The following is a 25,479-nucleotide window of genomic DNA, read 5'->3' as shown; positions in this document are numbered from 1 at the left end:
GTTTGGAGAAAAAATGAATACACTACGACTATATTTTAAATCAATAGGAATGCTACTTAAGAGCCAATTGCAGTATCCGTCTTCTTTTATCATGCAGACCCTCGCGCAGCTTGTTATGGAGGGCGGCGAGATGATGGTTGTCATCCTTATAGTTGACAGATTTGAGAATCTGAAGGGATGGAGCGGAGGAAATCTGTATTTCTTTTTCGGGATAATGTCTGTATCCTTTTACCTTACGGAGCTGTTTGGAAGAGGAATTACAGGAGATTTTCCCTCTATGGTAAGGACTGGGAGACTTGATACATTTCTCATAAGGCCAAGAGGAGTGCTTACCCAGGTTTTGTGCGGCGGAACAGACCCAAGAAGAATTACCTGCATAGCAGTGGGCGTGGCGGCGCTTGTCATGGGGAGTAATCTTTCAGGAATTGCCTGGAGCCCCCTTAAGGTGCTTGCTTTGGTTGAGTCCATAGCCATGAGCTGCCTTCTTATATTGGGACTTTTTATGATCGAGGCAATCTTTTCTATTTTCAGTGTAAAATCCGTGGAACTGGTAAATGCTATAACCTACGGCGGGCGAAGCGCCTGTCAGTACCCGATCGATGTTTATCCTTTGCCCCTTAGAGCTCTTTTTACTGTTATTGCGCCATTTGCGCTGACAATGCATGTTCCGGGGTCCTGGATATTGGATAAACCGTTATATGGCTGGCCTGTCTGGACGGCTTTTGTTACGCCCCTTGCCGGAGCTGTTGTTTTTGTGGTGATGACGGCGCTTTTCCATTTAGCCATGAGACATTACAGATCAACAGGCAGTTGATAAGGAATCTGATCCGGTATGATAAGTAACCTTTAACCCTGCCTATAACCTTTGTTTAATTTCACTTTATTTTTTTCTGTGCTAATATCAATTTATCAAAACAAACAAAGAACACAAATACATTAAGAATATATGGAGGAAATCATCATGGCAGACATCAAAGAAAGCGCATTAGAACTTATTGGGGGAACACCACTTCTTAAACTTAACAATTACAGCAAAAAGGCAGGAGCTACAAACGCAACACTTCTTGCCAAGCTTGAATACTTAAATCCAGCCGGATCAGTAAAGGACAGAGTTGCTCTTAGCATGATCGAAGATGCTGAAAAGAGCGGAAAGCTTAAACCAGGAGCTACAATTATCGAGCCTACTTCAGGAAATACGGGAATCGGTCTTGCAGCAGTTGCAGCAGCAAAGGGATACAGAGCAATCCTTACTCTTCCTGACACAATGAGCGTAGAGAGAAGAAATCTTCTTAAGGCTTATGGCGCAGAGATCGTTCTTACAGAAGGCGCAAAGGGAATGAAGGGCGCAATTGCAAAGGCTGATGAGCTCAATGGACAGATTGAAGGTTCAATAATTCTCGGACAGTTTGTAAATCCGGCAAACCCTGCAGTTCACAAAGCTACAACAGGTCCTGAGATCTGGAAGCAGACAGACGGAAAAGTAGACATCTTCGTAGCAGGTGTAGGCACAGGCGGAACAATTACAGGTGTAGGCGAATATTTAAAAGAGCAGAATCCTGATGTGAAAATTGTTGCTGTAGAGCCAGCTACAAGCCCTGTACTTTCAAAGGGTGAGGCCGGTGCACACAAGATTCAGGGAATCGGTGCAGGATTTGTTCCTGATACACTTAACACAAAAATTTATGATGAAGTTATTGCAATCGAGAATGATGATGCCTTTGAAGAAGGCAAGAGATTTGCGGTTTCAGAAGGTATTCTTGTAGGTATTTCATCAGGTGCAGCACTTAAGGCTGCTACAATCTTAGCAAACAGGGAAGAAAACAAGGGAAAGAATATCGTAGTTCTTTTACCTGACTCTGGTGACAGATATCTTTCAACACCATTATTTGCCGACTAATGGTTTTGCTTCATAATAATCTTCTTTCAAATATTGCTCCGGGGCTCATTTGCTTCGGAGCAATACTCATAATCAGAAATGGTAAAAAGAGCGCATGGGAAAATATAACTTTGATGAAATAATAGCAAGAAGAGGCACAAGCAGCCTTAAGTTTGATTTTGGACCGGAGAGAAAAGGAAGGGATGATCTGCTTCCACTGTGGGTTGCAGATATGGATTTTAAGCTTCCTGAAGAGATACTTTCGGATATTCAGAAAAGAGTAGCGCATGGGATATTCGGATACACAGATCCTAAGGATGATTATAAAGCTTCACTAAGACACTGGTTTGAAAAAAGACATGGCTTTGTAATAGAGGATGACTGGAATACCATAGAACCTGGCATGGTTCATTCCATTTCGCTTGCCATAAGGGCTTTCACTAAGCCTGGGGATTCTGTACTTATCCAGCAGCCGGTTTATTATCCTTTTATGGAATCAATAGCTTTAAATGGCCGAAAAGTGGTCAACAACCAGCTTGTATATAAAGACGGGCACTATGAGATTGATTTTGATGACTTTGAAAAAAAGATAGTTTCAGAGAATGTAAAGATGTTTATTCTTTGCAGTCCTCACAATCCTGTGGGAAGAGTCTGGACAAAAGAAGAACTGCAAAAGATGGCAGATATTTGCCTTAAAAGAAATATATATGTTTTTTCTGATGAAATACATTCAGACTTTGTGTATAGTGGTCATAAGCATGTTTCCTATATCACACTTGGCAAGGAATATACAAAGCGCCTTATTTTGGGAACTGCCCCAAGCAAAACTTTCAATATAGCAGGACTTCAGCTTGCCAATATAATTATTCCGGATGAAGAGACCAGAGCTGTTTTTAAAAGAGAAAACGAGGCAGCAGGCTATAGCCAGGGAAATGTCCTTGCAATGACAGCAACAGCTTCTGCATATACAAAGGGTGAAAAGTGGCTTGAGGAGCTTGTCTGTTACCTTGAAGGAAATGTCAATTATCTAAGAAACTTTTTAAAAGAGAATCTTCCGGAGGTTAAACTTATAGAGCCTGAAGGAACATATCTCGTATGGCTCGATTTCTCGGAGATTACAAATGATCCAAAAGAGCTTGAAAGGCTTATTGTAGATGAAGCAAAACTCTGGCTTGATCCCGGAGCAATCTTTGGAAAAGAGACAGCTCTTTTTGAAAGAATAAATATAGCATGCCCAAGGGCAGTGCTTGAACAGGCTCTTTGGCAGTTATGTAAGGCTGCAGATAAGCACAAAAAAGCATAATGCTATTGCCGGATATTTTAATGAGAGGATATAAAAAAATGGATTGTAGTGGTTGTAACAAATGTACAGAAGTCAGATGCAGCATAGAGACTAAGTGCCAGCAGCTTGACAGAAATCTTATGGACAAATGGGGAGCTATAAGCTATCCGATCTATCAGACGGCAACTTTTGCCCATGACGGATTTGGGCAGAGCACAGGCTATGATTATACCAGAATGCAGAATCCTACAAGGCAGCAGCTTGAGTCAATTGTTGCATATCTTGAAAATGGAAAAGATGCACTGGCTTTTTCAAGTGGAATGGCTGCAATCGCTACTATTATGGAGCTTTTTAAGCCGGGAGACCACTTCATTATTGATGAGGATCTCTATGGAGGAAGTATCAGACTATTTAATGAGATCAGCAAAAAGAATGGGCTTACGTATACTGCAATAAGTTTAAGCACCGAGGATATTACACCTTATATAACTGAGAATACAAAGGCAGTATATCTTGAGACGCCAACCAACCCTATGATGAATGTTACTGATATCAGGAAGCTTTCAAAGATTACTAAGGAACATGGCCTTCTTCTTATAGTAGACAATACATTTTTGTCTCCTTATTTCCAAAATCCCCTTAATCTCGGGGCGGATATTGTGGTTCATTCAGGAACCAAGTTCCTTGGAGGTCATCACGATACTATTGGAGGCTTTGTGGTTGTTAAGGATGAGGAGTTTGATGAGAGGATCCGCTTTATTTACAAAACAACAGGTGCCGGTCTTTCACCCTTTGACAGCTGGCTGATCCTTCGCGGAATAAGAACACTTGCTGTCAGACTTGACAGAGCGCAGCAGAATGCCCTTGAACTTGCACAGTTTTTAAAGGAACAGGATCATGTCACAAAGGTCATTTATCCGGGACTTCCAGAACATCCGGGATATGAGATCATGAAAAAGCAGGCAAGGGGCTTTGGAGCAATGCTTACCTTTGAGGTGGACTCAGCAGAATTTGCCAAAAAGATACTTAACAATGTTCAGCTAATTTACTTTGCAGAGAGTCTTGGGGGAACGGAAACTCTGATAACTTATCCTATTACCCAGACTCATGCAGATGTGCCAAAAGAGCTTTTGGAAAAAAATGGAATAAACGACAGAGTGCTCAGACTTTCAGTAGGTATTGAAGGAATAAGAGACTTAAAAGCGGAACTTACAAGAGTTTTTTCAATCTAAATACAGCATTTATCATGCCGGGAGGACCGATGATCCTTCCGGTATTTTTTTTTCAAAAAATGGGGATATAAATGAAATTAAGTATTGTGCAAAGCCATATTGCATAAAATACAATAAATGATATAATGACTTCTGTTTTTATCAAAAAATCATAGAAAATTTATTCTTAATTAATTTTATGAACGGGAGGAATTATGAACAGAAAGCTATCTATGGGCGTTGGAGCTATTAGTGTGTCAGCTCTTTTGCTCAGTGCCTGTGGACAGGCAAATGGCGCAGCTGTAACAGCAAAGACCGGTTTAAGAGAAGGTGACGTAATAAGCGAAGTTACAAATAATGCTTATAAGCCTTCAACGATCAGGATAATGGTTGATGGAACTTTAGTAACCACAGAAAACGGACGTGATGAATTTGAGAAAAAGTGGGAGGACCTCACAGGGATCGATCTTGAAATAATCCAGCCAGAGCATGACGTGTACTACGAAGAAGTTGCTAAGGCATTTGAAAGTGGAGATCTTCCTGACGTTGTTTTACTTAGCTCAAACTACTACACCAAATATGCAGCAGAGGAAATGCTTGCGGATATCACACCATTCTATTCAGGATCAGAGCTTGAACAGAGGGTAAAAGAAGCAGGAAATGAAAGCCTTGTTGATGGTATCAGAATAAATGGCAAGCTCTACGGCTTTTCTCCAACAAGGGGAAATGGGTGCGTTACCTATATCAAGAAGTCATGGCTTGATAATACAGGACTTTCGGTACCAACTAATTTTAGTGAATACATGGATATGTTAAAGGCATTTTCTGAAGGTGACCCTGATGGTGACGGAATAAATGGTAACACTTATGGCGTTTCTGCAGCAGGCATCATAAATAATGAGGCACCTTACATAAACTATCTTCCTGAGTTTTATCAGGATGCTTATCCTTCTTTTTATGAAAAAGAGGATGGAACCTGGAGCGATGGTTTTATGGAAGAGCCTATGAAAGCAGCTCTTTTACGCCTTCAGGATGCATATTCAAAGGGATATATTGACAAGGATATAGCTGATAACGGAACAGGTGACTGCAGAGACAAATACTATGCAAATGAGTATGGTGTATTTACTTATTGGGCAGGAACTTGGGCAAAGACCTTGTCAGGAAAGCTCGTTGAAGCCGGAGTAAACGGAGAGCTTGTTGCTATGGAGCCACTTGCTGAAACAAAGCAGTATCTTGAGCGAGTAGCGCCTGTGTGGTGCATTACTTCAGCATGTGACAATCCATCAGGAGTTTATAAATACTTTTTGGAAACCATGAATGATGGCGGAGAAATGGAAGAGCTATGGACCTACAGCCCAATATCAGATAGTTATGCTAAGAACCATATAGATCATCTTCTTGCGACTGTACCTCTTTTAGAGGATCCGGGAAAAGAGAGCATAACACCGGATCAGGCCAATGCTTTAAAAGTATTTAATGAAAATAGCAGAATGGCAGATCTTCCATATAGTACTGACGCCTATTCTCTTTACAATGAAGATCTTATGGCACTTAAGAAAGAGCTGATAAAAAAAGTTGTAGTTGACGGAGCTGAAATAGAGTCTGCATATTCAGAGTTTGTGGCGGCAAATGGCGCATATATGTCTCAGGCCATTGTTGATTCGCTCAATGCAGAATGAGGAGATAAAAATGGAAAACAATAGAGGAATGAGATTTAGTATCAGATTAAAGATAATAATCATGAGTATCATGATAAACATCATTACATGCACAGTAATGGGCATTACAATTTATCGTTTCGTACATAACAGCTATGTAAAGAGCGCATCTGAAGATACTCTTGCTGTAACACAGATAGCTGCAAAACAGCTCAATGGTAATCTGCTTAGCCTTTTGGATACAGGTGCTGACGACAGCTATGCCAACACAGTAATGCTTGAGGATATGGCCCAGGTGGTTAGTTCAGCAAATATAAGTTCCATCTATACAGCGGGAACAAGAGACGGAAGTCTTGTTTATCTTTCAAGACCTGTTTCAGACGGCATTGCTATTGGAGCAGGAGTTGAAAGCTCATTCCAGGCTGGAATGAATAAGGCTCTGACTTCAGACGGATATGTATCAACAGACATAAACAAAGCTGCATCAGGAGCTCACTACATTACAGCTTATGCTCCTATTTTTAATAAAGCAGGAGAAACAGTTGGTATTCTTGGAGTTGACTATATCGTTGATGAACTTGTTAACTCACTTAATGCTATAGTAAGGACCATAGTTATTATTGGAATTATTCTTTCTGCAGTTTCTGCCCTCGTTTCTATTCTCATGGCAGGAGGAATTGTAAGTGGTCTTAACAAGGTAGAGAGAAAGATAAATGACCTTGTAAGCAATGACGGCGATCTTACACAGAAGATCGAGATCAAAGGAAACGACGAAGTAACTGATATTGCAGATGGCATAAACAGCCTTCTTGAGTATATTAGAGATGTTGTAAGTTCAATCTATACAAGCTCAAGCAAGCTTTCAGGCTCTGTTGATACAGCCCTTGATACAACAATAAAGACAAATGATCAGCTTGACACTGTATCTGCAACCATGGAAGAGATGAGTGCTGCAATGGAAGAAACATCAGCGTCTCTCCAGCAGGTTCAGGGATCAACCAGCAAGATCAAAGAAGACGTTCAGGGAATGTATTCAAGTGTCCGTGAAGGAACCGATTACGCAGGTCAAATGGAGCAGCGCGCTATGGAAATGAGACAGCACGCAGAGGAAGAGACTAATCTTGCCAAGGAAGCAGCTGATAACATGGCAAATAATCTAAATGCCAAGATTGAGAAGTCAAAGGCTGTTGAGGGTATAAGCGGTCTTACTCAGACAATTCTTGAGATCGCTTCACAGACAAATCTTTTGTCCCTCAATGCCAGCATTGAAGCTGCAAGAGCAGGAGAGCACGGAAAAGGCTTTGCTGTAGTTGCAGGAGAGATAAGCTCACTTGCTACTAATTCTGCAGATACAGCGAAAAAGATCCAGAAAATATCTGATGAAGTTATAAGCACAGTAAAAGAACTTACTGAAGAAGCAACAAAGATGGTCGAATTTGTCCGTGAGAAGACGGTTGATGGATATCTTCAGCTTATGGATACCGGAATCCAGTATCAGGAAGATGCCAAAAAGATATCTGAAATGTTAAAGACAATGGAGATGGCTTCACAGAATATCGAGAGCTCAATGAACATTGTATCTGATGCGATGGATGATGTATCAACAGCAGTAGATGAGAGTGCAAGAGGCATCAGCGATGTTGCAGGTGCTGTATCTGAGATGTCAGATAACATGAACCAGAACAGAGAAGTTGTAAATGAAAATGCCAATATCGCTCAGCAGCTTGATGGCGAAGTAAATAAGTTCAAATTCTAAAAAAATATTTTGTGACATAGAGTGATTGTGGTATGATATAGCAGTACTTTTATACTTTAAAGGAGTAATGTATATGACCATACTACAGCTAAAATATGTGATCGCCATTGACGAAGAATGCTCCATGAGAAAGGCAGCAGACAGGCTCTATGTATCCCAGCCGGGACTTTCAAGTGCTGTAAGGGACTTAGAGAGTGAAATTGGTATTCAGATCTTTGAGAGAGTACATAACGGAGTGGTTACAACGGCAGCAGGTTCATCTTTTATTGCTTATGCAAGGAATGCTGTTGAGCAGTTTGAGAAGGTTGAAAATAAATATCTGAATGCAGGCAGCCACAGGCAGACCTTTGCAGTATCAATGCAGCATTACACAATAGCTGTAAACGCTTTTATTGACACAGTAAAAGAGTTTGATCTTGAGGAGTATCAGTATTCAATAAAAGAGACACAGACCAGCGAAGTAATTGAAGATGTGAAGACATTAAAGAGTGAAGTTGGCGTTATAGCTCTTTCAGATTTTAACAAGAATACTTTCAAAAAAGTATTTGCAGATGCTTCAATTGAGTTCCATGATCTTTTTACAAGAGATACATATGTATATCTTCGTAAGGACCATCCACTTGCTTCTGAAAATGAGATATCCCTCGAACAGCTGCAGGATTATCCATGTATGGTATTTGATCAGGGAGACAATACTTCTTTTTACTACAGGGAAGAGGCACTTGCTACCTATGATTACAAAAAGGTTATCAGCACCAATGAAAGAGCCACTTCAATAGAGCTAATGCTTGGACTTAACGGCTATGCTGTTGGTGCCGCGATGCTCGGTGATAGCTTAAATGATTCTGAACTTACTGCAGTTAAGTTAAAAGAGGAAGAGAAGCTCACTTTTGGATATATAACCAGAAAAGGCAGTGAACTTAGTGAAATGGGAAAGGCTTTTGTCAAAAAGCTTGAAGCCTATAAGTAAAAATAAAAAATCCCTTATTTACCAGTGGTCATCACGCTGATGCAGGTAAATAAGGGATTTGTTTTTATTTATCACCAAGCTTTGCTTTTTCGTCCTCTACGATCTCATAGACATCGATACGCTGCTTAAGATCCTCTGGCATTCCGATGAACAAGCCGCCATAATGGTATCCGTCTTCATTGACAGTGGCTCTGACGATCTTTATAAATACATGCAGAACTTCTTTTGTCCAAATGGCCAGATTAGCTTCATAGTTGTCGCCAATGGCAAGCTGTTTGTCTGTAATAAAACCTACTCCGACACTTGATGCGTCAGTAATCTTGATATCAACTGTTTCTCCATTATCTGGTCCGCCAACTTCTTTGATGATAATTTCGCCGGTAAGGTCAAGTCTTCTACTACGTCTTTTTTCTTCCATAATTACCCCCGTATATTGGTATGAGAATGAAATAACGCATCTTTTTATATGATTCATTATACACTATTTATCGTGATAAGTGAAATTGTAATGAATGGGCCGCTGGTGTATAATAAGAGCTGCTTTTATATTTGAGAGCATAACATTTCTAAGGAGATCAAAATGAAAATTGCAGTAGTTGGAACAGGCTATGTCGGCCTCTCTAATTCCATTTTATTATCACAATACAATGAAGTTGTTGCCGTTGACGTTATTCAGGAAAAAGTTGATATGGTCAACAACAGAAAATCACCTATAGTAGACAAGGAGATAGAGGAGTATCTTGCAAATAAGACACTTAATCTTTTTGCTACAACAGATGCATCATCAGCTTATGATGGAGCTGATTTTGTAATTGTTTCTACGCCTACAAATTACGATGAAAAGATGAATTACTTTGATACTTCATCAGTTTTGTCAGTTGTTGAGCAGGTAAGAAAAGAGAATCCGGATGCTTATATAGTTATCAAATCAACTATCCCTGTAGGATACACAGAAGAACTTATGGAGGAGTTTAACACAGACCACATCATGTTCTCACCTGAGTTCTTAAGAGAGGGGCATGCTCTGTATGACAACCTCTATCCATCAAGGATCATTGTTGGTTACAACACAGACAGCGAGGAAGCAGAACAGAAGGCTCATCTTTTTGCAGGAATGCTTAAACAGGGCGCTCTTAAAGAAGAGGTTCAGACTCTGTTCATGAATACTACTGAGGCAGAATGTGTTAAGCTTTTTGCCAATACATTCCTTGCTCTTCGTGTTTCATACTTTAATGAGCTTGACACATATGCAGAGGTGAGAGGACTCAACACCAGAAATATCATCGATGGTGTCTGCCTTGATCCCAGAATTGGCAATTTCTATAACAACCCTTCTTTTGGTTACGGTGGATACTGTCTTCCAAAGGATACCAAGCAGCTTCTTGCCAACTATGAGGATGTTCCCAATAACCTTATCAGCGCGATAGTTGAGGCCAACAGAACCAGAAAAGATTTCATAGCTGACAGAATATGGGCTCTTCAGCCAAAAAAAGTTGGTGTTTACAGACTTACCATGAAGGCAGGCTCAGATAACTTCAGACAGTCAGCTATTCAGGGAATCATGAAGAGAATCAAATCCAGAGGCATTGAGTGTGTGGTTTATGAGCCAACTCTTAAGGATGATCTGTTCTTTAATTCCAAGGTTGAAAGAGACCTTGCGACCTTTAAGAAAGAGTGCGATTACATCATTGCGAACAGGATCACACCAGACCTTGCAGATGTGGTAGATAAGGTCTACACAAGAGATCTTTTTGGTAATGAGTAAGATTTTTTGAATTTTTTTATAAAAATGCATTGACGCGTAGTAACAATCGTAGTAATATTTTATCAATTTAATAATTTAAACCAGTGAAGCGGAAGAAAAAGCGCATTTTGCACCGAAAGAATTATCTTTCCAGAGAGTCCGGGATGGTGGAAGCCGGATGGTCGCGAGGCGCGTGGATGAGCACTTGTCCTTATATGGGCCGCTGAGGGCATGGGGAAAAAGAAAGAAATTTCTCTAGTATCCGTGACGTGAGGCTTACGTTAGTAGTCGGGGATATGTAGGTATCCTGCAAGAGCACGAAGTCATTTTCGTGAATCAAGGTGGCACCGCGGATAGTGTATAAATATTCGTCCTTGACAGAAAACAATAGGTTTTTCTGTCAAGGACTTTTTTGTGTGTAAAGCAGAGCCCTTGGCAGAGGCAACGAGAGGAGAATGCAAAATGATCAAAGAAGCAATCGTAAAAATCGTAAACAAAGAGGACTTATCTTATGACGAAGCCTACTCAGTAATGAATGAGATCATGAGTGGTGAGACAACACCTACTCAGAATGCGGCTTTTCTTGCAGCTCTTTCTACTAAGAGCGCAAGGGCAGAGACAACTGATGAGATTGCAGGTTGTGCTGCAGCCATGAGAGATCATGCTACAAGAGTTGATACAGGTATGGACGTGCTCGAGATTGTAGGAACAGGTGGAGACAACGCAGGAAGCTTTAACATCTCTACTACAACAGCAATTATTGCAGCAGCTGCAGGCATCAAGGTTGCAAAGCACGGAAACAGAGCAGCATCATCACTGTGCGGAACAGCAGACTGCCTTGAAGCACTTGGAGTAAATATTGATCAGAGCCCTGAGAAATGTGTTGAACTTCTCAAAGAAGCAGGAATGTGCTTCTTCTTTGCACAGAAGTACCACACATCAATGAAGTATGTAGGCGCTATCAGAAAGGAGCTTGGATTCAGAACAGTGTTCAATATTCTTGGACCTTTGACTAATCCGGCATCACCTAAGATGCAGCTCCTTGGAGTATATGACGACTATCTTGTTGAGCCTTTGGCGCAGGTACTTGTAAACCTTGGTATCGAGCGCGGAATGGTTGTCTATGGAATGGATAAACTCGATGAGATTTCTCTTTCAGCGCCAACAAAGATATGCGAGATAAAGGATGGATGGTATAAGACATTTACCATAAAGCCTGAAGACTTCGGTTTTGAAACCTGCGATAAAAATGATCTCAAGGGCGGAACACCACAGGAAAATGCCAAGATTACTCTTGATATCTTAAGCGGAGTTAAGGGGCATAAGAGAAATGCAGTCCTTTTAAATGCAGGAGCAGCTCTTTATATCGGAGGAAAGGCACAGTCCATGGCAGATGGAGTAAAGCTTGCAGCAGACATAATTGACTCAGGTAAGGCAAAAGAAACACTTAATAAGATCATAGAAGTCAGCAACAGATAAAGAAAAACAGCAATGAACCGGGAGCCAAAGATGAATATCTTAGAAGAAATTGCAGAGTACACAAAGACAAGAATTGAAGAAGAAAAAAAGATAAAGCCCTTTGAAGAAGTAAAAAAGAAGGCACTGTCACTTCCAAAGGGAGATTTTTCTTTTGAGAAGGCACTGAAAAAAGAAGGAATTTCTTTTATCTGCGAATGTAAAAAGGCATCTCCCTCAAAGGGAATAATAGCAGAGGAGTTTCCTTACGTTCAGATAGCCATGGACTATGAGAGGGCCGGGGCAGATGCGATATCTGTCCTGACTGAGCCCAAGTGGTTTCTTGGGAAGAATGAGTATCTGAAAGAGATATCAGAGAATGTCAGTATTCCCATCATTCGAAAGGACTTTACAGTTGATGAGTACATGATCTATGAAGCCAGGATTTTAGGGGCATCAGCAGTTCTTTTAATTGTTTCGATACTTTCTGAGAGCCGGATAAAAGAGTACTTAAATATCTGTGATGAGCTTGGCATTTCAGCAATCGTTGAGTGCCACGACGAAAAAGAAATTGAGACAGCCCTTAAGGCAGGCGCCCGGATCATTGGTGTGAATAACAGAAATCTGAAGGACTTCAGTGTTGATATAAGCCTTGGAAAAAGGCTAAGGGATATGGTTCCCAAAGATCTGGTCTTTGTTTCAGAAAGTGGCATTAAGTCAAATGAAGACATAAAAGCGCTTAAGGAAATAGGAACTGATGCAGTCCTTGTAGGTGAAACGCTTATGAGGGCAGAGGATAAAAGCAAGGCTTTGGCGATACTTAAAGGAGCCTGAAGAGAGAAGAAAAATGACTAAGATTAAACTTTGCGGATTAAAAAAGAAGGAAGACATTGCTTCCGCAAACATATTTAAGCCTGATTATATCGGGTTTGTATTCTGGAAAAAGAGTAAGCGCTATGTTGATCCTGAAACAGCCAAAAAGCTTAAGGATGATCTAAACAAAGATATAAAGGCAGTTGGCGTTTTTGTAGATGAGGATCCTGATGAAGTAATAAGGCTTATTAATGAAAAGATCATAGATGTGATACAGCTTCATGGTCACGAAAATGAGAGTTATATAAGACATTTGAGGCTCCATACAGATAAGCCAATAATCAAGGCGTTTATCATAAAAAATGAAGAGGATATCAATATTGCCAATGAAAGCATAGCGGATTACGTGCTCTTAGATGCAGGCCTTGGAGAAGGGAAGAACTTTGACTGGGAGCTTCTTAAAAATGTTAACAGACCATTCTTTTTGGCGGGAGGTCTTTTTCCTGAAAACGTCAAAGAAGTGGTACATAGGATAAATCCTTTCGGAGTTGATGTAAGCTCCGGGATAGAGACGGACGGACATAAGGATGCTTCCAAAATGGGGAGCTTTGTAGCAAATGTAAGACTTGCAGCGCAGCTGTGAAAAGAGATTGAGGAGTAGACAATGGAAAATACAAAGGGAAGATTTGGAGTTCACGGAGGTCAGTATATTCCTGAGACTTTGATGAATGCGGTAATTGAACTTGAAAATGCATATAACAGATTTAAGGACGATCCTGAGTTTAACAGGGAATTGACAGAGCTCTTAAATGAGTACGCAGGCCGCCCTTCAAGGCTTTACTATGCTGAGAAAATGACAAAGGACCTGGACGGAGCAAAAATCTATCTAAAGAGAGAAGATTTAAATCATACCGGTGCCCATAAGATCAACAATGTTTTAGGTCAGGCACTTCTTGCCAAAAAGATGGGTAAGACAAGACTTATCGCAGAAACAGGAGCAGGTCAGCACGGTGTTGCAACTGCCACAGCCGCAGCTCTTATGGGGATGGAATGCGTAGTATTTATGGGAGAAGAGGACACAAAGAGACAGGCACTCAACGTCTACAAAATGAAGCTTTTAGGAGCAGAAGTCGTGCCTGTTACAACAGGAACTGCAACCTTAAAGGATGCGGTTTCTGAGGCAATGAGGGAGTGGACAAGGAGAATTGATGACACCCATTACTGCCTTGGCTCAGTTATGGGACCACATCCTTTCCCAACTATCGTAAGAGATTTTCAGGCAGTTATCTCAAAAGAGATAAAAGAGCAGATGCTTGAAAAGGAAGGAAGACTCCCTGATGCTGTTGTAGCCTGTGTTGGAGGCGGATCAAATGCCATAGGCTCTTTCTACAATTTCATAGAGGATAAAGAGGTAAGGCTTATCGGCTGTGAGGCTGCCGGAAGAGGTATCGATACTTTTGAAACTGCAGCCACCATAGCTACAGGAAGAGAAGGCATTTTCCACGGAATGAAGTCATATTTCTGCCAGGACGAGTATGGACAGATAGCTCCTGTTTATTCTATCTCTGCTGGACTTGATTATCCGGGAGTTGGCCCTGAGCATGCTTTCCTTCATGATATAGGAAGAGCAGAGTATGTGCCAGTTACAGACGATGAAGCAGTTAACGCTTTTGAATACATGTCAAAAACGGAAGGCATCATTCCGGCCATCGAATCTTCACACGCTGTAGCTTACGGAATGAAGCTGGCAAAAGAACTTTCAAAGGACAAGATAATAGTGATAACAATTTCAGGAAGAGGCGATAAGGACTGCGCAGCAATCGCCCGCTACAGAGGGGAGGATATCAATGAGTAACATAAAAAAAGCTTTTGAAAACGGAAAGGCATTTATTCCATTTATAACCTGTGGAGATCCTGATCTTGAGACCACAAAGGCCTGCATATATGAAATGGTAAAGGCAGGCGCTGACCTTATTGAGCTGGGAATTCCTTTTTCAGATCCAACAGCAGAGGGGCCTGTAATCCAGGAGGCTAATGTGAGAGCTCTTTTAGCAGGAACTACTACAGACAAGATATTCGACATGGTAAAAGAGGTAAGAGAAAAGGTCAGCGTGCCTATGACTTTCATGACCTATGCCAATGTAGTCTATTCCTATGGGGCTGAAAGATTCATATCAAAATGCAGGGAAGTAGGGATTGACGGTCTTGTTCTTCCGGATATTCCTTATGAGGAGAAGGGCGAGTTTATAGACTTGTGTGATAAATATGATGTTGACCTTGTGTCCCTTATTGCACCTACATCTGCAGACAGGATATCAATGATCGCCAAAGAGGCAAAGGGCTATATTTACCTTGTATCAAGCCTTGGAGTAACAGGAACAAGAACAGAGATAACAACTGACCTTGCGTCAATAGTTAAAGTCATCAGGGACAACACTGACGTTCCATGCGCCATAGGCTTTGGAATATCGACTCCTGAGCAGGCTGCAAAAATGGCATCTGTTTCGGATGGTGCCATTGTAGGTTCTGCCATCATCAAGCTCATTAAAGAGCATGGAAAAGATGCGCCCAAGGTGGTTGGAGAGTACGTAAGGAAAATGAAGGAAGCTGTGTAGGGCTGCACTATCAAACAAGGGCACATACATATGGAGAAGACGACATGAAGATATATCCAAGCTACGAAGAAGTTAAGAAAATCGCGAAGGAAGGGAAGTATAAGGTCGTTCCGATCAGCACTGAGATTCTTTCTGATTTCACGACACCAATAGAAACACTAAAGAGACTAAAAAATGTATCAAAGCATTGCTACATGCTTGAATCTGCAAGTGCAGACATGAAATGGGGAAGATATACATTCCTTGGCTATGAACCAAAGCTTTCCATCACTTGTATGGATGGCGAGATCAAGGTAGGAAGCCTTGCTATAAAAAGCGATGATCCATCAGATTATATAAGGCAGATATTAGATGATTACAAAAGTCCAAGGCTTGAAAGACTTCCTTCATTTACCGGCGGCCTTGTGGGGTATTTTGCCTATGATTATTTAAAGTACAGCGAGCCGGAGACCAAGGTAAATGTTGAGGATTCAGAAGGATTTTTTGATGCAGATCTTATGCTATTTGATAAGGTAATTGCCTTTGATCATGTTAAGCAAAAAATCATAGTAATAGTAAACATGTTCCTGAAGGATGAGGAAGAGGGCTACAATAGCGCTGTAGCTTCCATTGAAAATCTTGTAAGGCTCATTAAATGCGGCAAGGCAAAAGAGGAAAAAGCCGGTGAACTTATGGGAGATGTGACAGCTCTTTTTACCAAAGATGAGTACTGCAGCATGGTTGAAAAGGCAAAGGGCTACATCAGGGAGGGCGATATTTTCCAGATAGTTCTTTCAAACAGGCTTTCCGCCCCGTTTGAAGGAAGTCTTCTTGATACCTACAGAGTGCTTAGGACTGTTAATCCATCGCCTTACATGTTCTATTTTTCCGGAACGGATATAGAGGTGGCAGGGGCTTCTCCTGAGACCCTGGTAAAGCTTGAGGACGGCGTCCTTCATACATTCCCTCTGGCTGGAACCAGGAAAAGAGGCGCCACAGAAAATGAGGATATAGAGCTTGAAAAAGAGCTTATTGCAGATGAAAAAGAGCTCGCAGAGCACAACATGCTTGTGGACCTTGGCCGCAATGATATAGGAAAGATAAGCAAATTTGGAACTGTGGAAGTTGAAAAGCTCAGAGAAGTTGTGAGGTTTTCCCATGTTATGCATATTGGCTCAACAGTTAAGGGAATAATAAGAGATGATAGGGATGCCTTAAATGCCATAGAATCAGTGCTTCCTGCGGGTACTTTATCCGGTGCGCCCAAAATAAGAGCCTGTCAGCTTATAGGAGAACTTGAGAACAATAAAAGGGGCATATATGGCGGCGCCATTGGTTATATTGATTTTACCGGAAATATGGATACCTGCATCGCTATCAGGATCCTTTATAAGAAAAATGGCAAAGTTTTTGTAAGGAGCGGAGCAGGGATAGTAGCAGATTCAGTTCCTGAGAATGAATATGAGGAGTGCCTTAACAAGGCAAAGGCCTGTCTTTCAGCCCTTAATCTGGCACAGGAGGAAGAACTATGATCTTACTTATTGATAATTACGACAGCTTTTCTTACAACCTGTATCAGTATGTTGGAGAGATAAATCCGGATATTAAAGTTATCCGAAATGATGAAAAGACAATTGAAGAGATCAGGGCTATGAAGCCAAGTCACATCATTCTTTCACCGGGGCCGGGGAGACCTGAAAATGCCGGTGTGATAATTGACGTGGTAAAAGAGCTTTCAGGTGAATTCCCTATTCTTGGCGTATGCCTTGGGCATCAGGCCATCTGCGCAGCCTTTGGTGCTGAGATTACTTATGCAAACAGGCTCATGCATGGGAAGCAATCGTTCACAGAGCTTGATGTCACATCTCCTATATTTGCAGGATGTGATGAAAAGACTAATGTGGCCAGATATCATTCCCTTGCCGCAAACGAAAAGACTCTTCCGGATGAACTAAAGGTCATTGCCAAAACCGTTGAAGGGGAAATCATGGCAGTAAGTCACGTGTCAAAAGCTGTTTATGGGCTTCAGTTCCATCCTGAATCTATTCTTACACCTGAAGGGAAGAAAATGCTTAAAAACTTCCTTATGCTCTGATAAAATGGAATTATGATCAGGAGGATTGTTTATATGTGGCCAATTATAATTATTCCATTTTTGGGAACAAGTTTAGGCGCAGCCTGTGTTTTCTTTTTCAAGAATTCCATTGGTGAGAATCTTCAGAAGGCATTTACCGGGTTTGCTGCTGGAGTCATGGTTTCAGCTTCGTTTTTCAGCCTGCTCATTCCTGCGATAGATCAGTCACAAAATCTTGGAAAGCTTGGCTTTTTACCTGCATCTATAGGATTTGCTGTTGGAATGCTTTTCCTCTTGTGTCTGGATGTACTTGTACCTCATATGCATATGGATAACAGTGAAGAGGGTGTAAAGTCGGGGCTTAAGAGGACCACAAAGCTTGTACTTGCCGTAACCCTTCACAATATTCCTGAGGGAATGGCTGTCGGTGTAGTATGTGCAGGTTGGCTCTATGGAAGTCAGACAACAAGCTTTTTAGGAGCCTTATCCCTTGCCATAGGTATCGCTATTCAGAACTTCCCTGAGGGCGCAATTGTGTCGATGCCACTGCTTGCCGAGGGTGAATCCAAAGGCAAGACATTTTTGTATGGTGTATTATCGGGAATAGTTGAGCCTATCGGAGCACTTTTAGTTGTTTTGGCAGCTGGACTGTTTGTGCCATTAATGCCATATTTCTTAAGCTTTGCGGCAGGAGCCATGATCTACGTTGTAGTAGAAGAACTCATACCGGAGATGGCAGAAGGAAAGCACTCTAATATTGGAACCATTTCTTTTGCCCTTGGATTCATCATTATGATGGCTCTCGATGTGGGACTTGGCTGATTAAACTTAACAAAATTCAATCTTTTTTAAAGCTTCATTTAGTATAATATCCTTATAGCAGATATATAAGGAGATACTGGATGAAGCTTTTAATTGTTGAAGATGAAAAAAGAATGTCTGAAGCTGTTTGCGCTATTTTGAGGCAGGAGAAGTATGATGTCGATGCGTATTATGATGGGTTTGGCGGGTTAGAGGCTGCCAGGAGCAATATCTATGACCTGATAATACTTGATGTTATGCTTCCTGGTATGAATGGTTTTGAAATTGCCAGAAACATCAGAAAAGAAGGTGTACAGACGCCGGTGCTCATGCTTACTGCAAGGGCTGATACAGATGACAAGGTAGAAGGGCTTGACAGTGGTGCGGATGATTATCTTACAAAGCCCTTTGAGACAAAAGAGCTTCTGGCCAGAATACGCGCTATGCTCAGAAGAAACAATATACAGAGCACGGATGATACAGGAAAGCTATCTGCCGGAGACCTTAAACTTGATCAGGGAAAATCCATGCTCATTAATACTGAAAATGGAATGGATGTCAGACTCTCAGAAAAAGAGCTTCATATCATTGAGATATTTATGACCAATGCGGGCAATATCATAAGTAAAGAGCAGCTTGCAGTAAAAATTTGGGGATATGAAAATGAGGCAGAGTACAATAACGTGGAAGTATATATTTCTTTTACCAGAAAAAAGATCCAGTATCTTGATTCAAAAATGGAGATAAAGGCAGTAAGAGGACTAGGCTATGAACTTCGCCAAAAGGAGACGTCATGATAAGACAAAACATGAGTAAACTTTTGAAGTCATCAAGAAATAAGATAATTGTGACAATCATGGGGGCTTTAGGTCTTATTCTGCTTGGCACGCTGATAATCATTTACTTTACTACTTACAGTGCTGTCTATAGGAACAGTCAGAATATTCTTAAAGTATTTACCAGTGACTACATTAAGGGGAATGGTCCCAAGGGTATTCCTGAGGATAATGGAAAGGTACCTGAGATGAGAATGATTGAAAACTCTTCAGTTATGTACCTTGTTGGTTTTTCGCAGGACGGTGAAGTAATAGATATCATGAATGACGTAAAACCTGTTATGAGTGATGAAGACTTTACGGCACTTGCAAAATCTCTTATAGACGCAAAAAAGACAAGTGGTGTTATAGGAAGACTTATTTACTGCGTTACGGAAACTGAAGGAAACACCTATGTAGTTATGATGGATAATTCCCTTATCACCAGCAGTATGAAAGCACTTATCTTAAATACTATTATTTTTGGCTTTATAGCGCTTGTCATTTTGTTTTTTGTTTCATTAAAAGTTGCAGACAAGATAATGCAGCCTATTGACGAAATGTATCAGAAACAAAAGCTTTTTATTTCTGATGCAGGTCATGAACTAAAGACTCCAATATCAACAGTAAGTGCCAATGCAGAGCTATTAGAACGTGAAATAGGGAAAAACAGATGGCTTGACAATATAATATTTGAAAATAAGAGGATGAAAGAGCTTGTAAAGGAGCTGCTTGACCTTTCAAGAACGGAAAATGTAAGTATAGTCAGAGAAGATGTGGACTTGTCTAAGCTTGTAACAGGCGGGATGCTTCCTTTTGATTCTGTTGCTTTTGAGAAAGGTCTTTTGATCGAAAGTGATATAGCTATGGATATCCATGTAATGGGAGATGCAGGCGAACTCGGAAAGCTGATTTCTACTCTTATCGATAACGCTATATCTCATGCTGAGATTTCTGAGGCAAAAGAGAAAAATGTAGTGATCAGCCTTTCTCAAAATGAAAAAAATGCTGTTTTTAAAGTTTCCAATCCCGGAAAAGAAATCCCTAAAGAGGACAGAGAAAGGATATTTGAACGCTTTTACAGAACAGACAGTTCGCGGAATTTGAATGGTCATTACGGACTTGGTCTTGCAATAGCAAAGGCCATAGTAATGAACCATAATGGCAGTATAGAAGTTGAGTGCAGGGATGGGATAACAGCTTTTGTTGTCAGGATACCAATTGCCAGATAATTCTTTTTTTAAAAATCCTTCAAGCTTTCTTAAAGCTTTATTATCTATCATATGACCATCAGATGAAAACATATGGAGGTCAAAATGAATAGAAAGAAAATTCTTGCACTTATTGCAACAGCAGCTGTTGCAGCACAGGTGGTAGGCTGTGGCAGTACTGATACAACTACTTCAACTACCAGTGAAGCTACTACCAGTGAAAATGCGACAAGCTCAGAATCAGAGGAAGCTCAAGCAGAAAGTACTGCTGATACTAAGGAGCCAGAGAGTGAAACAAAGGTTTCTTCATTGCAGGCTACTTCACAGGAAGAGAGAGAGCAGATAGAGGCAGCTCTTAATCTGGCAAATAATGAAGAAGTCACCTGGACTTATGATGCTGATGCAGATGCCTGGGTAATGAGTATTGTAACTGCAGTTGCCAATGCGGAAATTGAAGACGAAGAAGGCGTTTCAGTTTGTGTTCCCGGAGCATATATCAAGGGAATCGATACAGATGGCGATGGAGCTGCAGATATTACTTCACAAAACTATACTGATGCTGTTCACGGACAGCTGGTAATTGATTACGAAGCACAGGTAACAAGCTCTAATGGACAGGTTTATACAGCTTCTACAGCTCCGGTTATTTTGAATACAGGTGCAGCAGGTTATAGCTCTTCAACTAACACCACAGCTGCTACAAGTTATGCTTCAGAGGGCTACATAAATGTTTCCTGTGGTAACAGAGGAAAAAATGATACAGCCACAGATGAAAATGGTGAAGAGTATTACACAGGTGATGCACCATCCTGCCTTGTGGATCAGAAAGCAGCAGCCAGATTTGTAAGATATAATATTCTTCTTGGAAATCTTCCGGGAAGTACACAGTACTGGGTATCTACAGGAGGAAGCGGCGGTGGAGCGCATGCTACAATGTTTGCCGCAACTTCTGACAGTTCAGATTTTTATGACTACCAGGTAGCTGTTGGTGCTGTGGGTGTATATGTAAATGAAGATGGAACATATGACACAACAGTAACGATAGATGGAACAACCTATGATCTTTCTGACGGAGCATGGGGCGCTGTAGCATATTCTCCGATTACCTCACTGTATGAAGCAGATATGGCCATGGCTTTTGAGTATTACATGGATGTGGACTATGACTTTAATACTTCATTCCAGGAGCAGATGGCAAAATATCTTTCAGAAGAATACATGGAATATATCAATGACCAGAATCTGTCAGTAAATGAAAGTGATGTAGCGCTTGATATCAATGGAGATGGCGATACAGATGATACTATTGCTCTCAGCATTGAATATGATGAGCAGAAATATGCTGATACCAACGGATATGGCGGTACTTATGTAGATTTCTATCTTGCTGAGTTTGAATCTAACCTTCAGTGGTACCTTGATAACCTTGATTACGCTGAAGACTGGACATGGTTTGACAGTGACGGAAATGCCCTTTCTGATGAAGAAGTTGCAGCTATGACTTCCGAAGATAAGGCAAAGGCGTTCATCGAAGGCAGATATGCTAAGAGCACTTCCTCAAAGGGCGGAATGGGTGGCCCTGGTGGAGCACCCGGTAATATGGCTGGCGGCCCTGGTGACATGGCTGGAGGTCCCGGTGGAGAAGGCATGCCAAATGGAGCCGGCGCACCTGGCGGTGATATGAACGGAGAGACCGCAGATGCAGAAGGTGGTACAGAAGACAGAAGCTTTGCTAATTCAGATGTTGCCGCTAACTCAGCAGGAGACACAATGGATGTAGGAACTCCTGATGCAGGAACAACCCAGTCAGCGGGCAGCACAACTGATTCCTCCAACTATGCAACATACGAGGAAATGCTTGCAGCTTATCAGAGTGATGTTGAGGAAGTATATTCCGGCGATAAGTACGGCAATGTTATAGTGGAGCTTTATAATCCGCTCAATTATATTGGTGACACAGATGGCTCAGATCCTACCTGGATAAGAATGGTCTGCGGAGCAGCTGAAGGTGACATTTCAATGTTTAACTCACTTAATCTGCAGCTTGCATTCCTTTCATCAGGAGTTGATGCAACTATTGAGTGGCAGTGGGATGGTGGACATGTTCCATCTGAAGTACTTGGCGAATCGCTTGCCCTTACTGTTGATACAATGTATGGCGAATACGTTGACGGAGCTGTAAAGATCACAAAACAGGCAGCAGAAAAGCAGACAACTAACGGAGATGCAACAGAAGCTACAGGAACTGACATCAGTAGCTGGGTAAACTATGACGATACAACAAATGTTTCATTTACACTTGCTGATGCAGTAAGCTACAGAACAAAGGGAGCAAGTAAATCAACTCCTGGATTTGATGTTATAGATTATGGGCAGGAAGATTATGTCTTTGGCGATTCTGAAACTGATGCAAGACACTGGAGTAAATGGGTACTGAAGGTTCTTGAAGAACATAAAGATGAGTTGGAAGCTCTTTTTAACAAAGGCTAAAGAATGACAAACTAAAACACTCCATCCTGTAAAATGCAGGATGGAGTGCTTTAAATTAGAGGAAAAATTATAATAAAGAATCAAGTTTGCTAGCCAAAGTATCTGCTGGCATAGCACCGGTAAGTGTATCTACAAGCTCGCCGTTTTTGAACAAAAGGAAACTTGGAATTGACATTATGTTATATTTAGCTGCAAGCTGGTTTTCTTCGTCGGAATTAACCTTACCAACCTTGATCTTTCCATCATATTTCTCTGCCATCTTATCTACGATTGGCATCATCATTTTGCAAGGACCACACCAGTCTGCGTAGAAATCTACGAGAACAGGGATGTCACTCTTTATTACTTCTTCTTCAAAATTTGCTGTTGTAAATTTATATTCCATAGTGTATTACCTCCGTTTAATCAATCATTTGTTTTCGATAAATTAAATTTAGCACAATTTAATTTGATTGTCAACAATTAAATTGTTAAAGAAAAATAAACGTCGGTAAAGTGCCATAATATGCGATTATTTCGAGCTTTTTTGGCAAAAAAGAAATATGTATATTTGGAAGTATATGTTATACTAGGTCTTGAAAATAAGTAATTGAAAGGGGATATTGATATGATCAATGGAATGGGACTTATCACAGGTCTTATTATTGGTGCTATTGCAGGATGGATTGCAGGAAGATTTATGAAAAATGAAGGAAGCCTTTTAAGAAACATCATTCTTGGTGTTGTAGGTGGCTTCGTAGGAAATCTTGTTCTTGGCCTTGTTGGTATCCATGGAAGCGGCATCATTGGTAACCTGATCGTCGGTGTTATCGGTTCCTGCATCGTAATCTATGCTGGAAAAAAGCTTTTAAAGTAATTTTGGAAAGCTCCGGAAGAAAAGTTCTTTCGGAGTTTTTTCTTGATGTTTGGAGGTCTTGTTTTGAAAGACAAGTTAAAAACCCTTTTTTTATCAACCTTATATCTTAGTGCATTTACCTTTGGAGGCGGCTATGTGATCATAACCCTTCTTAAAAATAAATTTGTAGATGAACTGAAATGGATAAGTGAAGAGGAAATGCTGGACTTTGTTGCCATCGCCCAGTCTTCACCGGGCCCTATTGCAGTAAATGGGGCAATAGTAATAGGCTATAAAATATGTGGATTTCCGGGGATACTGGTTGCAGTTTTAGGAGCAATAATCCCACCTTTTGTTATTCTTACGGTTGTATCTGCTTTCTATGCGGCCTTTAAGACCAATCCGTATATACAGTCGCTTTTGTTTGGTATGAAGTCAGGAGTAAGTGCCGTTATTGTTTCAGTAGTATGGGATATGGCCTTTGGAATTGTAAAAAAGAAAGATCTGTTCCTCATAGTTATCATGGCTGCGGCATTTATTCTCAATTACTATCTCAAGGTGAATGTGATACTTATTATAGTTGCAACACTCATAATAGGCATTTTAAGGTCACTTATAAAAGCAAGAGGTGAAAGAGTATGAGTATATATTTAGAATTATTTTTTGCCTTCTTGCAGGTGGGAGCATTTAGCTTTGGGGGCGGCTATGCAGCAATGCCACTTATCAGTTCGCAGGTGGTTGAAAAATATGGTTGGCTAACTGCAGGTGATTTTGCAGACCTTGTAACTATAGCAGAGATGACACCGGGACCAATAGCTGTAAATGCGGCAACTTTCGTAGGTAATCAGACAGCAGGAATACCAGGAGCAATAGTGGCAACATTAGGAGTTGTATTACCTTCATGCATCTTTGTGACTATTCTGGCGCTCCTTTATACAAAATACAAAGAACTGCCGGTCTTAAAGGATGCGCTTTTATCCCTTCGCCCTGCAGTTGTGTCCATGATATTTGCAGCTGGCCTTATGATTTTGATTCCAACTGTATTTAAGTCAGGAAGTGTTGAATTTACAGATGGGAATTTTTCGGTAAGACCCTTTGTTTTGTTTGTCCTTTCTATTTTTGCCTTGAGAAAATGGAAATTAAATCCCATCCTTGTGATGGTTCTATGCGGAGTTGTTGAAGTCATAGCTTCGCTGGTATTTTAAATAATTGATCCTTATTACCAATGCTTACGCTGAATGCGTAAGCATTTTTTGTTGCATGAAATAGCGACATGAATAATATGTTATAATGATATTAAATAGGGAACTATGGGAGTAAATAGAAGGAGTAAAGGGGCGTTTATGGAAAATGTATATCTTGTTTCAGAGAACATCCTTAGGTATATCGTAGAGTTTTCAACGCTGGTATTAGAAATGTTCGGAATATGTATCCTTGTCTTCACTGCTGTAAAGAGCTTCGTATTCTGGATTAAAAAAGATGATTCCATCAGACTTCAACTGGCACAGGGCATTGCACTTGCACTGGAATTTAAACTCGGCGGCGAGGTCCTTCGAACAGTCGTAGTCAGAGAATGGGCAGAACTCGGAATCCTAGGCGCTATCATAGCCCTAAGAGCAGCCCTGACCTTCCTCATCCACTGGGAAATCAAAAACGAAGAAAAAGCCCTTGAACCCAAGAAAAGCGACTAAGCAGTCTAAAAACTCCTCCAACCGGGGCGGCGCCCTGGTTGAGGGAGTTTTTTTGCTTCAAAGAGCATTTCAGACAAAAAATAGCGTGAATATTTATGGAAAATCTCGAATAGCCATAGAGTTTCCCGTATTGTACAATATTAGAAGGGAGATTTGAATTTATTGTAGAAGGGGATATCTTATGGCTAAAGTAAAGACTA

At 40.9% G+C, this 25,479-nt stretch carries 25 protein-coding genes; 23 read left to right on the top strand and 2 right to left on the bottom strand.

The window, feature by feature from the left end:
* The first annotated feature begins 13 nt into the window (after positions 1 to 13).
* From E7303_RS02955 to E7303_RS02925, 7 genes are all read left to right on the top strand, one after another.
* Entirely contained in the window at positions 14 to 814 is an 801-nt protein-coding gene (locus E7303_RS02955) for an ABC transporter permease (protein ID WP_292143764.1), read from the top strand.
* Between the two features lie 147 nt (positions 815 to 961).
* Positions 962 to 1,897, top strand: a complete 936-nt coding sequence (gene cysK / locus E7303_RS02950; protein ID WP_292143763.1) for a cysteine synthase A — start codon at positions 962 to 964, stop codon at positions 1,895 to 1,897.
* A gap of 94 nt (positions 1,898 to 1,991) precedes the next feature.
* A complete protein-coding gene (locus tag E7303_RS02945) occupies positions 1,992 to 3,179 on the top strand; it encodes a MalY/PatB family protein (RefSeq protein ID WP_292143762.1) in 1,188 nt (395 codons plus the stop codon).
* A 38-nt stretch (positions 3,180 to 3,217) separates the two neighbouring features.
* On the top strand, positions 3,218 to 4,390 hold the full coding sequence (locus E7303_RS02940) for a trans-sulfuration enzyme family protein (protein WP_330601609.1): 1,173 nt from the start codon (positions 3,218 to 3,220) through the stop codon (positions 4,388 to 4,390).
* Between the two features lie 194 nt (positions 4,391 to 4,584).
* Complete coding sequence (locus E7303_RS02935; RefSeq protein WP_292143761.1) at positions 4,585 to 6,051, top strand: extracellular solute-binding protein; 1,467 nt, start codon at positions 4,585 to 4,587, stop codon at positions 6,049 to 6,051.
* Between the two features lie 10 nt (positions 6,052 to 6,061).
* On the top strand, positions 6,062 to 7,786 hold the full coding sequence (locus tag E7303_RS02930) for a methyl-accepting chemotaxis protein (RefSeq protein ID WP_292143760.1): 1,725 nt from the start codon (positions 6,062 to 6,064) through the stop codon (positions 7,784 to 7,786).
* Positions 7,787 to 7,859: 73 nt separating this feature from the next.
* On the top strand, positions 7,860 to 8,756 hold the full coding sequence (locus E7303_RS02925) for a LysR family transcriptional regulator (protein WP_022776223.1): 897 nt from the start codon (positions 7,860 to 7,862) through the stop codon (positions 8,754 to 8,756).
* A gap of 64 nt (positions 8,757 to 8,820) precedes the next feature.
* Here the strand turns inward: E7303_RS02925 and E7303_RS02920 are convergent, their stop codons facing one another.
* Complete coding sequence (locus E7303_RS02920; protein WP_292143759.1) at positions 8,821 to 9,174, bottom strand: PilZ domain-containing protein; 354 nt, start codon at positions 9,172 to 9,174, stop codon at positions 8,821 to 8,823.
* Positions 9,175 to 9,336: 162 nt separating this feature from the next.
* Here E7303_RS02920 and E7303_RS02915 point away from each other — a divergent pair, with 162 nt between their 5' ends.
* The 12 genes from E7303_RS02915 to E7303_RS02860 all read left to right on the top strand — a co-directional run bounded on the left by E7303_RS02915 (position 9,337) and on the right by E7303_RS02860 (position 22,753).
* Complete coding sequence (locus tag E7303_RS02915; RefSeq protein WP_292143758.1) at positions 9,337 to 10,521, top strand: nucleotide sugar dehydrogenase; 1,185 nt, start codon at positions 9,337 to 9,339, stop codon at positions 10,519 to 10,521.
* 441 nt (positions 10,522 to 10,962) lie between these two features.
* Positions 10,963 to 11,979 carry an anthranilate phosphoribosyltransferase gene (gene trpD / locus E7303_RS02910; protein ID WP_292143757.1) on the top strand — a complete coding sequence of 339 codons (1,017 nt, stop codon included), beginning with the start codon at positions 10,963 to 10,965 and terminating at the stop codon, positions 11,977 to 11,979.
* Positions 11,980 to 12,009: 30 nt separating this feature from the next.
* Complete coding sequence (trpC, locus tag E7303_RS02905; protein WP_292143756.1) at positions 12,010 to 12,789, top strand: indole-3-glycerol phosphate synthase TrpC; 780 nt, start codon at positions 12,010 to 12,012, stop codon at positions 12,787 to 12,789.
* Positions 12,790 to 12,802: 13 nt separating this feature from the next.
* The gene (locus tag E7303_RS02900; protein WP_292143755.1) at positions 12,803 to 13,411 is read left to right on the top strand and encodes a phosphoribosylanthranilate isomerase; all 609 of its coding nucleotides are present in this window, start codon (positions 12,803 to 12,805) and stop codon (positions 13,409 to 13,411) included.
* A 21-nt stretch (positions 13,412 to 13,432) separates the two neighbouring features.
* Positions 13,433 to 14,623, top strand: a complete 1,191-nt coding sequence (gene trpB / locus E7303_RS02895; protein WP_292143754.1) for a tryptophan synthase subunit beta — start codon at positions 13,433 to 13,435, stop codon at positions 14,621 to 14,623.
* Positions 14,616 to 15,383: a tryptophan synthase subunit alpha gene (trpA, locus tag E7303_RS02890; RefSeq protein ID WP_292143753.1), complete on the top strand. Its 768-nt coding sequence runs from the start codon at positions 14,616 to 14,618 to the stop codon at positions 15,381 to 15,383. The genes trpB and trpA overlap by 8 nt, the downstream gene beginning before the upstream one ends.
* A gap of 44 nt (positions 15,384 to 15,427) precedes the next feature.
* Complete coding sequence (gene trpE, locus E7303_RS02885) at positions 15,428 to 16,894, top strand: anthranilate synthase component I (RefSeq protein WP_292143752.1); 1,467 nt, start codon at positions 15,428 to 15,430, stop codon at positions 16,892 to 16,894.
* Positions 16,891 to 17,457 carry an anthranilate synthase component II gene (locus tag E7303_RS02880; protein WP_292143751.1) on the top strand — a complete coding sequence of 189 codons (567 nt, stop codon included), beginning with the start codon at positions 16,891 to 16,893 and terminating at the stop codon, positions 17,455 to 17,457. The genes trpE and E7303_RS02880 overlap by 4 nt, the downstream gene beginning before the upstream one ends.
* Before the next feature lie 33 nt (positions 17,458 to 17,490).
* A complete protein-coding gene (locus E7303_RS02875) occupies positions 17,491 to 18,258 on the top strand; it encodes a ZIP family metal transporter (protein ID WP_292143750.1) in 768 nt (255 codons plus the stop codon).
* Positions 18,259 to 18,338: 80 nt separating this feature from the next.
* On the top strand, positions 18,339 to 19,034 hold the full coding sequence (locus E7303_RS02870; protein ID WP_292143749.1) for a response regulator transcription factor: 696 nt from the start codon (positions 18,339 to 18,341) through the stop codon (positions 19,032 to 19,034).
* Complete coding sequence (locus tag E7303_RS02865) at positions 19,031 to 20,284, top strand: sensor histidine kinase (protein ID WP_292143748.1); 1,254 nt, start codon at positions 19,031 to 19,033, stop codon at positions 20,282 to 20,284. Before E7303_RS02870 ends, E7303_RS02865 begins: the two co-directional genes overlap by 4 nt.
* An 84-nt stretch (positions 20,285 to 20,368) precedes the next feature.
* Entirely contained in the window at positions 20,369 to 22,753 is a 2,385-nt protein-coding gene (locus tag E7303_RS02860; RefSeq protein WP_292143747.1) for a hypothetical protein, read from the top strand.
* A 67-nt stretch (positions 22,754 to 22,820) separates the two neighbouring features.
* Here E7303_RS02860 and trxA read toward each other — a convergent pair whose 3' ends face one another.
* A complete protein-coding gene (gene trxA / locus E7303_RS02855) occupies positions 22,821 to 23,138 on the bottom strand; it encodes a thioredoxin (protein ID WP_292143746.1) in 318 nt (105 codons plus the stop codon).
* 222 nt (positions 23,139 to 23,360) lie between these two features.
* Between trxA and E7303_RS02850 the strand changes: the two genes are divergently transcribed.
* The 4 genes from E7303_RS02850 to E7303_RS02835 all read left to right on the top strand — a co-directional run bounded on the left by E7303_RS02850 (position 23,361) and on the right by E7303_RS02835 (position 25,279).
* Positions 23,361 to 23,609: a GlsB/YeaQ/YmgE family stress response membrane protein gene (locus tag E7303_RS02850; RefSeq protein WP_022774913.1), complete on the top strand. Its 249-nt coding sequence runs from the start codon at positions 23,361 to 23,363 to the stop codon at positions 23,607 to 23,609.
* A 63-nt stretch (positions 23,610 to 23,672) separates the two neighbouring features.
* Positions 23,673 to 24,230: a chromate transporter gene (locus E7303_RS02845; protein WP_330601608.1), complete on the top strand. Its 558-nt coding sequence runs from the start codon at positions 23,673 to 23,675 to the stop codon at positions 24,228 to 24,230.
* The gene (locus E7303_RS02840) at positions 24,227 to 24,793 is read left to right on the top strand and encodes a chromate transporter (RefSeq protein ID WP_292143744.1); all 567 of its coding nucleotides are present in this window, start codon (positions 24,227 to 24,229) and stop codon (positions 24,791 to 24,793) included. The genes E7303_RS02845 and E7303_RS02840 overlap by 4 nt, the downstream gene beginning before the upstream one ends.
* A gap of 138 nt (positions 24,794 to 24,931) precedes the next feature.
* A complete protein-coding gene (locus tag E7303_RS02835; protein ID WP_292143743.1) occupies positions 24,932 to 25,279 on the top strand; it encodes a DUF1622 domain-containing protein in 348 nt (115 codons plus the stop codon).
* Positions 25,280 to 25,479 lie beyond the last annotated feature (200 nt).

It is taken from the genome of Butyrivibrio sp. (assembly GCF_015056685.1).
GTDB lineage: Bacteria > Bacillota > Clostridia > Lachnospirales > Lachnospiraceae > Butyrivibrio.
The sequence above is the reverse complement of the archived record's forward strand: the minus strand, read 5'-3'. Positions and strand labels throughout refer to the sequence as shown.

What these genes read in the sequence shown, in the direction of transcription:
- E7303_RS02875 (WP_292143750.1), top strand. Translation starts at nt 17,491, where the DNA reads ATGTGGCCAATTATAATTATTCCATTTTTGGGAACAAGTTTAGGCGCA.
- trpD (WP_292143757.1), top strand. Translation starts at nt 10,963, where the DNA reads ATGATCAAAGAAGCAATCGTAAAAATCGTAAACAAAGAGGACTTATCT.
- E7303_RS02865 (WP_292143748.1), top strand. Translation starts at nt 19,031, where the DNA reads ATGATAAGACAAAACATGAGTAAACTTTTGAAGTCATCAAGAAATAAG.
- trpE (WP_292143752.1), top strand. Translation starts at nt 15,428, where the DNA reads ATGAAGATATATCCAAGCTACGAAGAAGTTAAGAAAATCGCGAAGGAA.
- E7303_RS02940 (WP_330601609.1), top strand. Translation starts at nt 3,218, where the DNA reads ATGGATTGTAGTGGTTGTAACAAATGTACAGAAGTCAGATGCAGCATA.
- E7303_RS02880 (WP_292143751.1), top strand. Translation starts at nt 16,891, where the DNA reads ATGATCTTACTTATTGATAATTACGACAGCTTTTCTTACAACCTGTAT.
- cysK (WP_292143763.1), top strand. Translation starts at nt 962, where the DNA reads ATGGCAGACATCAAAGAAAGCGCATTAGAACTTATTGGGGGAACACCA.
- trpC (WP_292143756.1), top strand. Translation starts at nt 12,010, where the DNA reads ATGAATATCTTAGAAGAAATTGCAGAGTACACAAAGACAAGAATTGAA.
- E7303_RS02930 (WP_292143760.1), top strand. Translation starts at nt 6,062, where the DNA reads ATGGAAAACAATAGAGGAATGAGATTTAGTATCAGATTAAAGATAATA.
- trxA (WP_292143746.1), bottom strand. Translation starts at nt 23,138, where the DNA reads ATGGAATATAAATTTACAACAGCAAATTTTGAAGAAGAAGTAATAAAG.
- E7303_RS02850 (WP_022774913.1), top strand. Translation starts at nt 23,361, where the DNA reads ATGATCAATGGAATGGGACTTATCACAGGTCTTATTATTGGTGCTATT.
- E7303_RS02840 (WP_292143744.1), top strand. Translation starts at nt 24,227, where the DNA reads ATGAGTATATATTTAGAATTATTTTTTGCCTTCTTGCAGGTGGGAGCA.
- trpB (WP_292143754.1), top strand. Translation starts at nt 13,433, where the DNA reads ATGGAAAATACAAAGGGAAGATTTGGAGTTCACGGAGGTCAGTATATT.
- E7303_RS02945 (WP_292143762.1), top strand. Translation starts at nt 1,992, where the DNA reads ATGGGAAAATATAACTTTGATGAAATAATAGCAAGAAGAGGCACAAGC.
- E7303_RS02870 (WP_292143749.1), top strand. Translation starts at nt 18,339, where the DNA reads ATGAAGCTTTTAATTGTTGAAGATGAAAAAAGAATGTCTGAAGCTGTT.
- E7303_RS02835 (WP_292143743.1), top strand. Translation starts at nt 24,932, where the DNA reads ATGGAAAATGTATATCTTGTTTCAGAGAACATCCTTAGGTATATCGTA.
- E7303_RS02900 (WP_292143755.1), top strand. Translation starts at nt 12,803, where the DNA reads ATGACTAAGATTAAACTTTGCGGATTAAAAAAGAAGGAAGACATTGCT.
- E7303_RS02935 (WP_292143761.1), top strand. Translation starts at nt 4,585, where the DNA reads ATGAACAGAAAGCTATCTATGGGCGTTGGAGCTATTAGTGTGTCAGCT.
- E7303_RS02860 (WP_292143747.1), top strand. Translation starts at nt 20,369, where the DNA reads ATGAATAGAAAGAAAATTCTTGCACTTATTGCAACAGCAGCTGTTGCA.
- E7303_RS02925 (WP_022776223.1), top strand. Translation starts at nt 7,860, where the DNA reads ATGACCATACTACAGCTAAAATATGTGATCGCCATTGACGAAGAATGC.
- E7303_RS02915 (WP_292143758.1), top strand. Translation starts at nt 9,337, where the DNA reads ATGAAAATTGCAGTAGTTGGAACAGGCTATGTCGGCCTCTCTAATTCC.
- trpA (WP_292143753.1), top strand. Translation starts at nt 14,616, where the DNA reads ATGAGTAACATAAAAAAAGCTTTTGAAAACGGAAAGGCATTTATTCCA.
- E7303_RS02920 (WP_292143759.1), bottom strand. Translation starts at nt 9,174, where the DNA reads ATGGAAGAAAAAAGACGTAGTAGAAGACTTGACCTTACCGGCGAAATT.
- E7303_RS02955 (WP_292143764.1), top strand. Translation starts at nt 14, where the DNA reads ATGAATACACTACGACTATATTTTAAATCAATAGGAATGCTACTTAAG.